The organism is Duncaniella sp. C9, assembly GCF_004803935.1.
GTDB classification, from domain to species: domain Bacteria; phylum Bacteroidota; class Bacteroidia; order Bacteroidales; family Muribaculaceae; genus Duncaniella; species Duncaniella muris.
This window is the reverse complement of record NZ_CP039547.1, coordinates 2491513-2507663: the sequence shown is the minus strand read 5'-3', so window position 1 is coordinate 2507663 and position 16151 is coordinate 2491513. Positions and strand designations below refer to the sequence as shown.

The following is a 16151-nucleotide window of genomic DNA, read 5'->3' as shown; positions in this document are numbered from 1 at the left end:
ATACATCAATCCCGTCTGATACCGAAGAGTTCCCAAAGTGTGTTGAGTTTCTTTTTCAGTACAAATCCGACTCCGGTCTGTGTTATCTCACCTTCCAGAATACTTTCATATCCGGTATGCCGGAATATTTTAATATACATAGAGCCTGATTGATTAAGAAGATATTCAAACGAAATGTCGTTGATGAGATTTTGTGAAAAATTTTCATCTGCATCAGCATCCGTAGAGTAGTTTCCACCCACCACGATCTTGAATCTATCGTTAAAGAAAGATTTGCTGACACGATAGCTATACGATGTAGTGGTCGAAGTAGATCCGGAGTAAGTCTTGTCATACTGGTCAATGCCGAATGAGATATCAACCCCGCGAATGTTGTTGGCGGCCCACGAGTTCAGCTTGGATGTCAGGAATGAATATAGCTGATTGCCTGACAGATTGGCATTGCCCTTGGTCCCGGCTCCGGTGTAAACATTGTATAGCAGCATATTCATTGCCTGATTTGCTCTCTGCTCGGCAGACATCGAGGCAAGTTCGTTCTGAACTGTGATATCGTCATTTGTTGCCAAGTCGAAAGCCACGTCCATATTGTCAAGCGAATTGGTCACCGAAAGGATCACATCGAAATTTACCAGACGGGAATTCTGCCCGTCCTGAGTGACATTGGCTTTCATCACATCAACGGCATGAATATTTAGGATCGGATTCATCATATCGCCATTGAATGATATGTATGATCCCTCCTGGAATTCAAATTGCTTTTCGCTCATAAACGGAGGTGTATAGCGCACAAAACCATTGTTGATGTTTATGCGTCCTATCATTCTGTCCCCATTGAGTTCAGACATTGTGAACACAACGTCTCCTTCCGGCTGGATGTGCACTTTGTTGCTTCCGTTGGCTGACAAGTCTACGTTTATGGTAGATCCATGCTCCAGATGCAATGCGGCTTCAAGGTCCAATACCATTGTTTTGGCTACTACCGAATCAGCCATCACCATATTGGTAGTGTCATTAAACTGGATAAAATGCACCATATCCTCGCTACTCTGAGCAGAAAGCGTTTCTGTGGTTTCGGATAGTATATATGTAACATTGGTCTGAGGAAGCACACGGAGATCTGCATTGACCCGCAGAAAATTCATATTGCCTTTGACTGATGCATTGACATCAAGATATGCTTTGCCATAGACATCGGCTCCACGAGCTTTCTGGCTGTTGACAATCTGAATATTTGATGCTTTCATTGATAGGTTCAGACCAAGATTGGCTATATTTCTGGCATCAACAGATCCGTTGATCTTCAATGGATTCTTGTTGCATCCCATTATATCGAAATCATCAAAAGATATGATACCGCTGTCTACCGGAATTTTTTCGTCTGAGAAACCGAATGAAGTTCCAAGCATCTTTACCTTGACAGCAGTAGTATCGAAATTAATGAATCCATTGAATACTGGCTTGCTAAAGTCTCCGGTTATCTCCATTTCGCCGTTAAGCATTCCGCTGATTGTTGCCATTCCCTGCGGAATAAATGGATTGACCACTTTCAGCGGGAAGCGGATCATGCGGAAATCCAGAAGAAACGGTGTGCCGGATGTGGAGTCATTTAGCACACCCTGTGCAGTGATTGTCTTGACAGAGTCAACCATCAGACTGACATCGGCCATAAGTTTGCCATTCTTTGAATTGGCTACATCAACATCAAGATCAAATGTCCCGACTCTCTCTCTCCCGTAGAAAAGATCTTTGAGACCAATGAACCCTTTGCCGGTCAGCACATTATTGTCATAACGGAAGCGCATGTCTGCATTAAGATCTCCTTTGACCGGAGGCGCGAACGGATTGATCGAGAGCCAGTCCTGAAGGTGGATCTGCGAAATCTGAAGCACCAGGTCTTCCTGCGGGGCACCGGCACCATGACTATGGCTTGCCGAATCGACTCCGGCCGGAATCTCAGTGAACAGTTTTACAAAACTTTTTTCACCCATAAGTTCAAGATCTGCGTCAAGGTGCTTGTTGGCAAGATTGAAACTGATATAGTTGTCCTTATTGATAGTCCAGGGCTTATATGCGATAGTCGGTTTCAACGGCACGAACTTGACACTGACCACGCTGTCCTCCAAAATGGCGGATAAGCCAATGTTGAACCCTTTCTCGCCCTTGATATTTTTCTGATTCATGTAGGCCGTAAACCTGTTGACACCGGCAAAGCCATTCAGAGTCACATGTGCAAAATCATCGAAAGTGCCCGGTTTGTTATTTATGGCGGCTCTATAAATCAGATAATCACCATGCTGAATCGCATTTAATGAGATTGAGTCAAGACTGGTGCTACCGGTCATGAATCCATCAATAAGTGTGCTGAATGATATCACACTGTCATTGTGGATTCCTGCAGACAGATGGTCGAACTGTGTTTTTGCACTTTCCCGAATATAAGAAGACACAATATTGTCGCGTCCCATAGTCAAAGCCATATCCATACGAGGGAAAGCGGAGTGCAGCCTATTGACGTTGATGCGCATACTATCGACTTGCTGATTGATTTCATTCAGCCCGGCATTCAGTCCGTCTACAAATGAAAACAGTGATACCGGCGAATGAAGGCGTAGATCCATATCTCCGTTTACTATCCCTGCGTTCAGCAGCGAATCGGAAGAGTTGAGATCAACCGATATCGGCTTGGACAATACTATATCAAGGGCAGGGAGATTCCATGTCAGATGGGATACGTCAACCGTTGCATCAATAGCCTGTGTGGCCAGATTGAAATATCCTTTTGAGTTGAGATCAACAGAGCCTCTGTTGAGTGAATCAGATAATCCCAAAGCCATCAGGTCAAGATTCCTGACATCTGAATTCAGATCCCATAGAATTGTATCACGATCAAGCCGTGCGTCAAAACTGACGGTCGCATCAGCATTGTAGTTGGAACTTTCAAGCGTGCCGGTGGCCTTTCCGTTATGAAGCGATGCGTTTAATGCGATGTTCTTGTAAACAGCCTTGTTGTATTCTATCGCATCAATTTTCGCATTAGCGTCAACGAATGAACTCCTGTTCATCGGATTATAACCTTTGCCGTCCACGACAAACGTACCTGAAACTTTCCCTATCCCCAGTTCCGGCATGAATGCATCTACAGGGAATTCGCTGATATTAAGAGTCGCATCATATCCTTCTGAACGACCATTCCATTTGCCACTGCCGGCAAGATGCCCGCTGCCAGTAGCCAGATCAACATAGCCGGTGACACGCCCCGGATGATAATTGACAGTTCCGTTGATTCCGAGAGCAGGCACATTCTTTATCGGCAAAAAAGCGAACTGGCGGTCTGTGATTGTAGCAAGATTCCCTTTTATTGACAGTTCGCCGCCAATTTTTTCCGGGCTGAACGGATTGTCGATCTCTCCTTCAAGCGCCACATGGGCTAAGGGACTCATGCGCAGATCGAGATTATAGACATTCAATCGGCCCGAAGAGCCATCAATATCAGCCGAAAGCGATATCGGGGTCAATGGTTTAAGCATACCGGCCATATCAGGGAATGCCCCGGAGATTTCATGGGGATCTATACGAGCAGAAGCTTTAAGCATCAACGGTAGATTCCGGTCAGTCATCAGATCGCCCATTCCCATTTCCGCATCGAATCTGAGAGAAGATCTGAGTGTCTCGATAGAAAATCCGGACGCAGACATCAGATCCTGATTCATGGAAAAATTACCGTCGGCATGAATTTGCAAGCCACAGAATTCACTGGCGTCAAACTTTTTGAGCGGAACACGTATGGCGGCACCTTTATTGTAGAATGAATCAATTTCAATGGTAATGTCTGACACATCTATATATGATGGCGTGAATCCGGAAGCCGGTTTGGCTCCGCGCTGGGCATAAAGACCTCTTTTGGCTGTCAGTCTGATAGTGTCAGCTGAAATTGTCCACAATTCAGAAGTGGTTTCATCCTCTTCCTCTTCTTCGGATCCGGATATTGACGCTGTTGACTCAAGCAATGGATAAATATAAGTGGCAGATACGCTGTCAATTTTAAGGCTGCGGCCCAAAATAGTCTTCCGGGCCATATCTACAGAAGCATCCGAGAGTGACATCATATCTACATTGCACCCAAGAGAATCAATTGTCGGAAGCATCTCCATCGAGTAGCTCAGGTCACGAAGAGTTATAACGCCAGCTTTTATTTTCATCGGCTTGGATGATGCTGTGTCCTGAGGAGCGGATGTCGAATCCTGAAGAATCCGTAGTTTTACTCTTACACCCTCGATATCCGCACGTGAAAGGTTGATATCGCCTTGGTTCAAATTAATATCCGTGCCGTCAATGTCAACCTTTCGGATATTAGCCCGTAGCCACATGAGAGAATCGCTGTTGCCCAATTGATAGAAACTGTTGTCAAGCGAGGCTCCGGCTACTTCGATTTCTCCTTTTAAAAGGGGCATAAGCTTGACATTGACCGACATCCGACCTGAAGTCAGCATCGTATCACCATTGGCCTGGACCACGGTTGTGTTCTCGACCTTAAGACGCAAAGGGAAGCCAAGACGCAATTTGCCTATCTCGACTTTCATTCCTGTCGATTTTGCCACTTGTTCTGTTGCGATTCCGACTGCAAAATCCTGAACGAAGGGCACATAAAGCAAAACAGGCATAAGTATAAGCAACAAAACTATGCCTAATACCGTCCAAAGGAATGCTTTAAGAATTTTTTTACCAATCGTATGACTCAAGGCGCACTAAAATTAGAATGTTAAACGATATGCTATATAAACCACAAAAGTACTACAATTGTTTTAAAATTTCTTTAGAAAGTTAAAATGGCATTCGGTCATCGTTGAAAGTTACAGCCAAAAAGCAGTTCGGTCTCAAAAAATTGTATCACATTAATATTTTTTCGTTATTTTTGCAGAAATTATCTACAAATGAAAAATCTTATATTACGCGCTATAACCGGAGCTGTCTATGTAGCTCTCATTTGCTACTCAGTACTTGCAGGCGGATGGAATTATATAATCTTTTTCGCATTGATCACATTGCTGGCACTTCATGAGTTCTATAACCTTTGCAATTCATCTAATGGAGGAGAGAATATCACCACTCTCGTCATTGATATAGTCGGAGGCATCATACTTTGCATCGGGCTCGGATGTGTCAACATGTCATTGCTGTCACCCTTTACAACTGCTGTGCTTGGCGGAACGTTTTTCACCGTCTATCTCCTCTATTTGATTGTTCGCCTTGTAATGCAACTCTACAGTCAGGAAAACTCTCCGCTGACAAAACTGGCTTATTCTTATATGGGACAGATGTATATAGCATTGCCCGTGGGTATCATGTCTATGTTCTATACATTCCCAGACGGTAAATTTCTGCTGCTTGCCATGTTTATCATGATATGGCTGAATGACACCGGTGCATTCTGCGTTGGATCACTTTTTGGAAAGCATAGGCTGTTTCCACGAATATCGCCAAAAAAATCTTGGGAAGGATTTGCAGGAGGTGTGATATTCGCTATTGCCTCGGCTTTTATGTTCAAATACGCCTTTCCTCAATATTTCGAATCGGTTTCATTGGCCGGCCTTTGTGGACTTGGTGCTGTCGTGGGCGCTTTTGCCACTTGGGGAGATCTTGTTGAGTCTCTTATAAAACGTACTTTGGGTGTCAAGGATTCAGGCACTATTCTTCCCGGACATGGAGGTATACTTGACCGCATAGATTCTCTGCTTCTGGTGGTTCCGGCCAGTGTGCTTTATCTGACAGCTCTTATTTTATACTGCTGTTGATCACAGGGCTTGTCAAGCCCATTGCCTATGATTATATCATACATTAATTATTCATACTTACACTTATCCGAAATGAAAAAATTATTATGCCTTACTGCTTTAGGCATGGCCTTCATCTCCTCTTGCAATTCAGGCAAGGACACCAAGGCTGTGGCTGATACAAATGACGATGTCATTCTCCATGCATGGTCTTGGTCATTTGACACCATCGGCGCTAATATGAAAGATATTGCAGCTGCCGGATATACTTATGTGCAGACTTCACCGGCTAACACTTGTTTTGTTGGTGAAGACGGTGGTTTGGCTCTGTTCTCGGCCGACGGTGATTCAGTCAGGGGCAAATGGTATTATTACTATCAGCCTACAGATTGGAAAATCGGCAATTACCTTCTTGGCAACCGTGATCAGTTCAAGGCCATGATGGACAGCGCAAAAAAATACAATATAAAGGTTATTGTTGACGTACTGCCGAATCATACAGCTGTCGACCATACGGCAGTCCTGCCTGATCTTGACAACGCTGTTGGCGGTCATGACAAATTATTCCATGCAAACGGATTTAACGATATCCGTGATTATAATGACCGTTATGAGTGCACAACCGGAAAGATGGGCGGCCTGCCTGATGTGAACACCGAAAATCCGGATTTTCAGCATTACTACCTGACATATGTCAATGATCTTCTGAGCCTTGGAGTGAAGGGATTCCGTTATGACACCGCAAAACATATCGGCTTGCCGTCTGATCCTCTCGATTCGTTAGCCTCCCGAAATAATTTCTGGGATGTGGCAACCGGTAGAGAAAGCGTCAAAGGTCTTAAGCTGGCTGTTCCTGCCGACTCATTATTTATATATGGAGAGGTTCTTCAAGACAAGAATGTCAAAGAAAAGGAATATGCCGAGTACATGAATCTTACCGCCAGTGCTTATGGACATGCGCTGCGCACCGTCTTGGAGAAAGCTGATTTTGCCGCTGATTCACTGCTTTCCTGGCATCATCCGGCAGAAGGGAAAAAACTTGTCACATGGGTGGAATCACATGATACTTATGCTAATGAACATGAATCGGCCGGACTGACTGACCAACAGATCCGAATGGGATGGGTATTCCTTGCGTCCCGTCAGAATGGCACACCGTTGTTTTTCAGTCGTCCGGCTGGCAGCACACGCGAAAATTTCTGGGGTAATAACCGAGTTGGCGCCCGTGGAAATGATGAATTTAAACACCCCGAAGTGGTAGCTGCCAATAAATTCCGGAAGGACATGAGTGGAACTCCTGAAAAAGTCATTTCGACTGATAACGGAGCTGTAATTGAAGTCAGCCGCGGTTCTTCTGGCGTGGCTCTCATCAATATTTCGGGCCAAGAGCAAAATCTCAACGGGCTGGAGACAACCGTGCCTGACGGTGAATATCATGACCGGGTATATAATTCCATTTTTACTGTTAAGTCAGGCAAGATTAGCGGAACTCTGTCACCCTACACCTCATATATATTATATAACAATTAATTCCCTCTTTCACCTAATGGATCATAAGGCGTTGACACAAACCATGTTGACGCCTTATGAACTTTTTTATCACGCAAATTGTTACCAAGTAGTAAACATATTTTAAAAAATAATTGTAAATTTGTGCCATATACTCGCCTGTCAGGGCAAAATGGCCTATCATCTATACAGAACAACCCTATATTACTTATTTTAAATTATTTTGAAATGAATACTGACACTATCGGCTTAAACGCAGGATGCGTATGGGCTGCCCTTAACGAAGCGGATGCACTTGGGACCAAGCAGCTCAAGAAAATAGCAAAAATCAAAACAGAGAAGGACCTTTATGCCGCTCTTGGCTGGCTTGCACGCGAAGGCAAAGTAAATTTCCAGGAAAGCGAAGACGACAAGGAACTGATCGTTTCTCTTGTCCAGTAATAATTCGCTTTTTGCTATTGCCTTTTTAGTCTGTTCTTTCCCGTACTATTTCACTATAACGGGTATGCCATCTTCAACAAGCTGACATACCCGTAAATTTGACCATCCTAAAATTATTTTTACTTACAACTACCCGTCCTTCTGATGAATCCTCTGTTTTCTATTATCACCGTCACTTATAATGCAGCTGCGACATTACCTCCTACATTGAAAAGCGTCGGAGAACAGACTTGTCAGCTATACGAGTACCTGCTGATTGATGGCGCTTCGACAGATGAGAGCGTGAAACTCGCAGAAAAATCGGGAATCAGCAATATGACCATAAGTTCGGAGCCAGACCGAGGTCTATATGATGCAATGAACAAAGGGCTTGGACTGGCTCAAGGTGATTATGTGATATTTCTTAATGCCGGAGACTCCTTTCACTCCAAAGATACTCTTCAGGAAATAGCTGATGCGGTTATGGACAATGATTATCCCGGAATAGTCTATGGCCAGACTCAGATCGTTGATGCTGCCCGCAAGCGGATCGGTGACCGTCATCTTATAGCTCCATCTGTACTTACGCTCGACAGTTTCAGAGATGGCATGGTTGTATGCCATCAGGCTTTCGTTGTGCTTCGGAAACTGGTTGACAACTATGATACGCGCTATAAATATTCTTCGGATTTTGAATGGTGTATCCGCTGTCTGCAGAGGTCTCATCGAAATCAATATATTGACGACATACTGATTGACTATCTGTCAGAAGGTGTTACCACATCGCATCATAAAGCCTCATTGGTGGAACGTTTCAGAATAATGAGCCATTATTATGGCCTTATTTCTACTGTCTGCCGTCACATAAAATTCCTTATCCGAAGTCTGAAACGTAAAATATCAAAATAATCAGCGGTCTTTTGAATAGTAATTGATCGAGCCCATTATTTGAGCTTATCCGGATTTTTTGCAATAAAGTCTTTCCAGGATTTGGGCGCATTTGTTTTTGCCGGGCGACTCGATTCATAGAAATGGCATAAAGCTGCGCCCAATGCGTCTGTCGCATCAAGTTCTATGTCAAGTTGCTCGTCTGATATCCTCAGTATCCGTCTCAGCATTTCACGAACCTGCTCCTTGCTTGCCGCTCCATTGCCGGTTATGGCCATTTTGATTTTTCGCGGTTCATATTCCGTAATAGGTATGTCACGTGAGAGCGCGGCAGCGATAGCCACTCCCTGAGCTCGGCCAAGCTTGAGCATGGATTGAACATTTTTACCGAAAAACGGAGCTTCGATAGCCATTTCATCCGGTAGAAACTGTTCGACAAGTCCTAATACTCGCTGATGGATGTGAAGCAGGCGCAGATAATGGCTGTCATACTTGTTGAGTTTCACCACTCCCAATGCAATCAACTCAGGATTCTTGCCTTTGATGCCGAGAATTCCGTAACCCATGATATTGGTTCCCGGATCAATACCTATTATGACCTTGTCATGCTGCATTCTTGTCAAAGAGGCTGTTCGTCCATGTATGTTGAAAAGAAAAGAGCCTTTTCTCCGAATTTTGTATGTAGAGACTGTCGCAGAGCAGCCCCATGCCCGTCATGCCATGTAACTGCATCTTCAATAGATTCAGTCTTGAAACTAACCGCAAAACTCGAACAATCTTCCTGAACTTCGATCAGGATGCGTGAGAAACCGGGTTCTGATAATATCCCGGAGGCTAAGGCTGACGGCACATATTCATCTCTCACCCATTTGCAAAAATTGTTTTCAATGCTACGTTCTACGTGAAATGTGGTATTAATTATAATCATATTTTCAATTGGATTCAGATTTATTCGAGATAACAATTGCGGGATCCACCCTGCGGTTTGCCAGATATCCAAGCGCGACTGTCGATAAAGCGGCAAGGGCGAATGCTAAAATTTTATTCTCAATGCCAAAAAATTGCGGTGACACAAACACGAAACATGTTACAATAAAAGTCATGGCTAACGCAGGTATCAATGCCACCCAGTAATTACGTTTTTTACGGGCAAGCCAGATGTAGATCGCCCATAAGACCACAGCTGCCAATGTCTGATTGGCCCATGCAAAATATCGCCATACAATGTCGAAGTTTATAAGGGTAATGCCATAGCCGACCACAAACAGAGGAATACACACTGCAAAGCGTTTCAATATGGGCCGCTGGTCAATTTTGAATATATCGGCTACAATCAGCCTTGCACCTCTGAAAGCAGTGTCGCCTGATGTGATCGGAGCAGCCACAACTCCAAGCAGCGCCAACACAGCTCCGACTTTGCCTAAAGTGGTATGAGATATGACATCTACCGCCCATGCCGCATTTCCGCCATGTTCGGCAAGCTGTTCTCCAAGCCCCGTCGAGCCATGAAAGAAGGCCATTGCGATAGCAGCCCAGATCAGGGCTATCACGCTTTCAGAAATCATAGAGCCATAAAAAACCGAGCGGCATTTTTTCTCATTGGTTATACATCTTGCCATCAGCGGAGACTGAGTGGCATGAAATCCGGATATGGCACCGCATGCAATGGTTATGAAAAGAGTAGGAATTATAGGCAGTTTATCAGGGTTTAACTGAAAATTGTGAAGTGTGGTTAGTTCCGGAATTGCATATGAGCCAGATAGCAGCACAACCAACAGACCGGCAGCCATAGCAATAAGCGCGATGCCGAATATCGGATATACTTTGCCTATCACCTTGTCAACCGGCAGCATTGTGGCCAGCACATAATAGGTAAGGATTATCCAGACCCAGATGTTTTTGGCGACAGACGGCACCATTGATGCCAGTAATTCCGCCGGACTCAGAATAAAAACGGCTCCGACCAACACCATCAGTGCTATCGAGAATACTCGTACTACAGAGCGGGTGGTGATACCCATGTATATGCCTATGATCTCAGGCAGACTGCGCCCGTCATGGCGCATGATCATCACGCCTGAAAGAAAATCATGCATAGCGCCAAAGAATATGCCTCCGAGCGTGATCCATAGAAATGCAACCGGACCGAAACATGCGCCAAGAATGGCGCCGAAAATAGGTCCGGTGCCGGCAATGTTCAGCAATTGAATCAAAAATACGCGCCATCTGGGCAATTTTATGTAGTCAACTCCGTCTTCACAACGATCCACCGGAGTTGGGCGCTCAGAGTCTATATCTGCGAGTCTCTCAAGATATCGGCCATAGGTAAAATAGGCTGCTATCAGTAACGCAAGACAAGTCAAAAATGTTATCATGGTTTATGTGTGCTTAATTTCAAAATTCAAAGAGCCGAAGGAGAGCGGTCGAAATACCAAGGGTGATTAATAACTCTGACAATACCATCCGTGTCCTCCATTCCTGCAATACGAGATGCCCCACGATAGCAGCGCTTGCCGAAATCAGGATCGTCAGCATTCATCTGGTTGGTTTTCACCAGACCCGATGAATGGATATATTTTCCGTCAGAATCATAGATAGCAACATGTGAGATACGGCCCTCAGGAGTGTTTGAAAAGAACAGGAGATCACCTCTTCGAAGACTGTCTATGTCAGTCGGCTCAATTCGCCGTCCTATTCCTATTTGCTGACGGGCATCTCTGAGGGTTAGGATTCCGCGGTCAAAATATGCTACTCTTACCAAGCCGGAACAGTCGACACTCTTTGTTGAGCAAGCGCCCCACAAATATGGAGCCCCCATAAGCCAGTATGCTGTTTCAAGTATGCTGTCCACATCCAGTGACCGGCTCGCCCATTGTTCTGCCGGAATAACATCGCTGGAAGCAACGTAGCCTTTGCGCCCATCAGGCAACACTACCTCACAAAATGGGCCATCGCTCATTTTCCCTTCTACAATGGAGCTTAACACAAGCTCTGAAATTACAGTACGCGCAGAAGGTTCTGACGGTGAAGAATAAACTTTAGCCTCAGTTCGAGATGTAATTACAAGACGTTCTGATGAGCGCCATTCATTAATCTGAGGTTCTGACTTGCGGCTCAATCCGGAGATATTGATATAACCTTCATAGCCGTCAGGTGCTTCAATTTTAATCCACTCTTCATCTTCCTCCAATATTAGCAAAGGAGTACCCATTATTACCTGTGACGTCATTTCCGACGCATGGCTTTTACCATCGCGAATACATGCAACGGGAATGCGAACCTGAGCCCAGTTTCGATCCTGTGCTTTTAAAGGGAAGACAGACAAGGCAACGAATAATATTGCAAATAGAGTTCTAAACAAATACATGGCAAATAAAAACTTATTACAAAGTAAGCTATTTTTGTAATAATATTAAAAATGCCGACAGCTAAAAAGTGTTATTATGCTATCCGCAAGTATGCAAATTCAAAAGGAACTTGCTTCTTGGCTGCTCAGATCGAAAATAGGCTGAGGGCATTGGAGGTTGTAGCTTCCTCAACGTCTTTGCAAGGAATATTCAGACAAGCGGCAACCCGCTCGGCGATATTGACAATATAGGCACTCTCGTTGCGTTTTCCCCTGAATGGGACAGGCGCAAGATATGGAGAATCTGTTTCAAGCAATATTCTGTCCAGCCCGATTTCCGGGAGAGTATCACCAAGTTTCGAGTTTTTAAAAGTAACAATGCCGTTGATTCCAAAATAAAAATCTCCGGTCTCTCGAATACGTCTTACGTCTTCTGCTGTTCCTCCGAAACTGTGAAATACCCCACGCACTTTACCGGCTTTTTCAGTCAGCACAGTCAAAATCTCATCCAGTCCGTCCCGGCAATGGATTATTACCGGAAGGTCACGACTTATAGCCCAATCAACCTGGCGGCTAAAGGCTATCAGCTGCTGCTCGCGATAAGAGCGATCCCAATAAAGGTCAATTCCGATCTCCCCTATCGCCACATATTTTTCAATCGAGGCTGACAGTTCTGATTCAATTTTTGCAAGATCTGCTTCCCAAGCCGCCCCTATTTCAGTCGGATGAAGCCCCATAGCCATAAAAATTTTGTCTGGGAAACGATCTCGCAGATCGTTCATCGGACCGATAGTGGTCAGATCTACATTCGGGAAGATCAGCTTCTCTACGCCGGCAGCAAAAGCATTTTCTACAATAGTTTCACGCGACGGCAAAAAATCGTCAAGATACAGATGAGTATGAGTGTCTACAAACATACAACCTACTTATTGCGTGTCGCTGATTTCAGAGCGAGATCAATGAAAAATGCCCGTGCGTCAGGTGGGATCGGGAGCTGGTCCAGACATGATATCGCCGTATCAATATAAGCCCGTATCAATTCATGTATTCGTTCCGGCAAGCCAAGACGGTCATATACAGCTCTTACCTTGTTTATTTTTTCTTCTGCCGGCACATCGCTGCCTATCAAATTTCTGACTTCTCCCGTCTGATCTTCTTTCAAGGCCATTATCAGCAGCCAGGTCTTCTTATCATTGAGGATGTCTCCGCCAATTGCTTTGCCGAAAGTCTTGGGATCTCCATATGTGTCAAGATAGTCATCCTGAAGCTGGAAGGCAAGACCGAGATTCACGCCATAGTTAAAAAATTGCAGCTGGGTTTCAAACGGAGTCTGGGCCATCAATGCGCCCATGCCGCATGCGCAGCCAAGCAATACAGAGGTCTTCAGGCGGATCATTTCCATGTATTCCTCTATCGAGACATCAAGGCGCTTTTCAAAATCCATGTCAAGTTGCTGCCCTTCATAGATATTCATGGCAGTTCCGTTGAACAGATCCAAGGCGGAGGCAAGGTTTTCACCCGCCTTTATAGCCAACAGCATTGTCGATGTGGTCAGCATTGCATCACCTGAAAGAATTGCAGTCTCTTCGTCCCACTTTCTGTGAACAGTCGGACGACCGCGCCTGACATCCGCATTATCCATGACATCATCATGCAGAAGAGTGAAATTGTGGAACATTTCGATAGCAACTGCTTGATGAATAGCCGTCATGGGATCTTTTCCCATAGCCTCACAGGCTGCCAACGCCATTACCGGGCGTAATCGTTTGCCGCCACAATCCAGAGTGTAATGTATCGGATCATATAGTCCGGCCGGGTTGGCCGGAAGCTTCAAGTTTTCAATCGCTTTGTTGACAATCGAAATATATTCGTCAAATTCTTTCATAAAACAAGTTCTCTAAATCTTGATCCAAGGTGGTGTAGTGGCAAGTTTTTTGATGCCGCATTATTTGCGGCGGCGTTTTTTCTTGCCATGCTGTGTCAGAGCTTCGGCCACTGAGACTTTGGAGCCCATATCATCTTCTTTGTCGCTTTTGCGCAAGGCATTGCCATTGTCATCGAGCAACACGAAGTCTAGTTGCTTTTTCTCCAGGTCGGCGCGTGCCACCCGAATATCCACATTGTCACCAAGACGATAACGATGGTTATGCCTACGGCCTACCAGACAATGGTTTTTCTCGTCAAAATCATAGTAATCGTCTGCCAGATCACGCATCGGCACAAGACCTTCGCAAAGATTGTCGTTGAGTTCTACATAAAGGCCCCATTCGGTCACGCCGGAGATAATGCCGGAAAATTTATCTCCGATATGTTCCTGCATGTATTCAACCTGCTTGTATTTGATAGACGAGCGTTCGGCTGTAGCAGCAAGCTGCTCCATTTCACTGGAGTGTTTGCATTGATCTTCAAGTTTCTGAAGATTTACGCTACGGCCACCTGCGAGATAACGGTCAAGCAGGCGATGAACCATCATGTCAGGATAACGGCGTATAGGAGATGTAAAATGTGTATAATATTCAAATCCAAGTCCGTAATGACCGATATTGTCAGTGGTGTAAATAGCCTTAGCCATTGAGCGTATGGCAAGAGTCGACAGATAATTTTCCTCTCCTCTACCCTTCACCTCCGCAAGCATACGGTTAATCGAACGGTTGATCTCCTTGGGGGTTCCCGATGCTTTGATTTTGTAGCCGAATGTTCTGGCAATTGCGGCAAGATCAGCCAGACGGGACGGATCAGGGACATCATGCACTCGATAGACAAATGCCTTGGCTTTTTTCTTGCCCTGCGGTTTGCCGACAAATGTAGCGACTGTGCGGTTGGCAAGCAGCATGAATTCTTCAATTAGTTTGTTGGCGTCTTTAGAAACTTTGAAGAATACACCCAGAGGTTTGCCGGCTTCATCAATATGGAATTTCACTTCCGCTCTGTCAAATTCAACAGAACCGTTCTCATAACGCTGCCGGCGAAGTATCTTGGCCAGTTCATCAAGTTTCTTAATGGCTTCGACACAATCACCAAGACCGGTTTCAATCACATTCTGAGCTTCTTCATAAGAGAATCGACGATCTGATCTGATCACGGTACGGGCAATTTTCGATGTAAGCACCTTGCCGTCGTCATCCATATGGAAGATCACCGAGAATGCCAGTTTGTCTTCATTCGGACGCAACGAGCATATGCCGTTGCACAAGTGTTCAGGCAACATCGGCACGACACGGTCAACCAGATAAACTGAAGTGGCACGTTTTTGCGCCTCGCGGTCTATAATCGTATCGGGATGTACATAATGGGTCACGTCTGCGATATGAACACCGATCTCATAATGTCCGTTCGAGAGACGTCTGAATGAAAGCGCGTCATCAAAATCCTTTGCATCAGCCGGGTCAATGGTGAATGTGAGAACGTCACGCATATCGATACGCTGCGCTACGACTTCCTCTGTTATTCCGGCTCCGATTTTATCCGCAGCCTTTTCTACAGTTGACGGATATTTGTAAGGCAATCCAAATTCAGCGAGAATGGCATGGATCTCGGTGTTGTTCTCCCCTGCCTTGCCGAGGATATCGACAACCTCTCCGCTTGGATTTTTGAAATCGTCTTTCCATTCCGTGATCCGCACCACAGCTTTATCTCCGGTCTTGCCGCTTTTAAGCTTTGCCTTCGGGATAAAAATATCTGTAGCCAGATATTTGGAATCTGTCAAAAGATAACCGAAGTGCTTGTCGACTTTCAGAGTCCCGATGAACGTCTGCTCCTTTTTCTCAATTATTTCTATGACCTCTGCTTCAGGCTCGGCACCTCTTCGATGAGCTGCGATATTGACTTTCACTCTATCGCCATTCAGAGCATGCATCGAATTGCGTTCAGCCACGAAAATAGTCTCGCCATCAGAATCAGTAATTACAGAATTTTTCCCATTACTACGACGGACAAACACACCAATAGCTTCATTGCCACGCTGTGGAGATTTGTATTTACCCGGCGAAACCTCTATGATTTCGCCGTTGAATGCCATTTCAACCAGCTGCAAAGCTATGTTGCGCTGCTGAACTGCGGTTTTAGCCCCTATAGCATGGGCAACTTGCTTATAATTATATGTGTTGTTCTTCTGCTGCATAACAAAGTCCATCACCTTCTTCGCGAGGGCAATGTTGCTTTTTGAGCTTGCAGCTTTTGCTGATTGAGCCATAGTAGTTGAAAATTAAGAGGTATAT

The 16151-nt window shown here is 45.0% G+C and carries 12 protein-coding genes; 4 read left to right on the top strand and 8 right to left on the bottom strand.

The window, feature by feature from the left end; translation table 11 throughout:
- Positions 1 to 5: 5 nt before the first annotated feature.
- Positions 6 to 4598, bottom strand: a complete 4593-nt coding sequence (locus tag E7745_RS10545; protein WP_168182095.1) for a translocation/assembly module TamB domain-containing protein — start codon at positions 4596 to 4598, stop codon at positions 6 to 8.
- A 333-nt stretch (positions 4599 to 4931) separates the two neighbouring features.
- On the opposite strand from E7745_RS10545, the gene E7745_RS10540 reads away from it, so the two are divergent.
- The 4 genes from E7745_RS10540 to E7745_RS10525 all read left to right on the top strand — a co-directional run bounded on the left by E7745_RS10540 (position 4932) and on the right by E7745_RS10525 (position 8609).
- On the top strand, positions 4932 to 5792 hold the full coding sequence (locus tag E7745_RS10540; RefSeq protein WP_107031428.1) for a phosphatidate cytidylyltransferase: 861 nt from the start codon (positions 4932 to 4934) through the stop codon (positions 5790 to 5792).
- 72 nt (positions 5793 to 5864) lie between these two features.
- The gene (locus E7745_RS10535) at positions 5865 to 7301 is read left to right on the top strand and encodes an alpha-amylase family glycosyl hydrolase (protein ID WP_240740294.1); all 1437 of its coding nucleotides are present in this window, start codon (positions 5865 to 5867) and stop codon (positions 7299 to 7301) included.
- Between the two features lie 207 nt (positions 7302 to 7508).
- A complete protein-coding gene (locus E7745_RS10530) occupies positions 7509 to 7721 on the top strand; it encodes a winged helix-turn-helix domain-containing protein (protein ID WP_136408803.1) in 213 nt (70 codons plus the stop codon).
- A gap of 144 nt (positions 7722 to 7865) precedes the next feature.
- Positions 7866 to 8609 (top strand): glycosyltransferase family 2 protein, encoded by a 744-nt coding sequence (locus E7745_RS10525; protein ID WP_136408802.1) that lies wholly within the window; start codon positions 7866 to 7868, stop codon positions 8607 to 8609.
- A 35-nt stretch (positions 8610 to 8644) separates the two neighbouring features.
- On the opposite strand, the gene ruvC is transcribed toward E7745_RS10525, so the two are convergent.
- The 7 genes from ruvC to rnr all read right to left on the bottom strand — a co-directional run bounded on the left by ruvC (position 8645) and on the right by rnr (position 16126).
- Complete coding sequence (gene ruvC / locus E7745_RS10520; protein ID WP_136408801.1) at positions 8645 to 9202, bottom strand: crossover junction endodeoxyribonuclease RuvC; 558 nt, start codon at positions 9200 to 9202, stop codon at positions 8645 to 8647.
- Between the two features lie 5 nt (positions 9203 to 9207).
- A complete protein-coding gene (locus E7745_RS10515) occupies positions 9208 to 9516 on the bottom strand; it encodes a DUF4286 family protein (protein ID WP_107031433.1) in 309 nt (102 codons plus the stop codon).
- A 4-nt stretch (positions 9517 to 9520) separates the two neighbouring features.
- Positions 9521 to 10963 carry a carbon starvation protein A gene (locus E7745_RS10510; protein WP_136408800.1) on the bottom strand — a complete coding sequence of 481 codons (1443 nt, stop codon included), beginning with the start codon at positions 10961 to 10963 and terminating at the stop codon, positions 9521 to 9523.
- A gap of 26 nt (positions 10964 to 10989) precedes the next feature.
- A complete protein-coding gene (locus tag E7745_RS10505) occupies positions 10990 to 11955 on the bottom strand; it encodes an NlpC/P60 family protein (RefSeq protein WP_136408799.1) in 966 nt (321 codons plus the stop codon).
- Between the two features lie 125 nt (positions 11956 to 12080).
- Positions 12081 to 12851 carry a TatD family hydrolase gene (locus E7745_RS10500; protein ID WP_107031436.1) on the bottom strand — a complete coding sequence of 257 codons (771 nt, stop codon included), beginning with the start codon at positions 12849 to 12851 and terminating at the stop codon, positions 12081 to 12083.
- A 5-nt stretch (positions 12852 to 12856) separates the two neighbouring features.
- A complete protein-coding gene (locus E7745_RS10495) occupies positions 12857 to 13819 on the bottom strand; it encodes a polyprenyl synthetase family protein (protein WP_136408798.1) in 963 nt (320 codons plus the stop codon).
- Positions 13820 to 13879: 60 nt separating this feature from the next.
- A complete protein-coding gene (gene rnr / locus E7745_RS10490; protein WP_107031438.1) occupies positions 13880 to 16126 on the bottom strand; it encodes a ribonuclease R in 2247 nt (748 codons plus the stop codon).
- Positions 16127 to 16151: the final 25 nt, after the last annotated feature.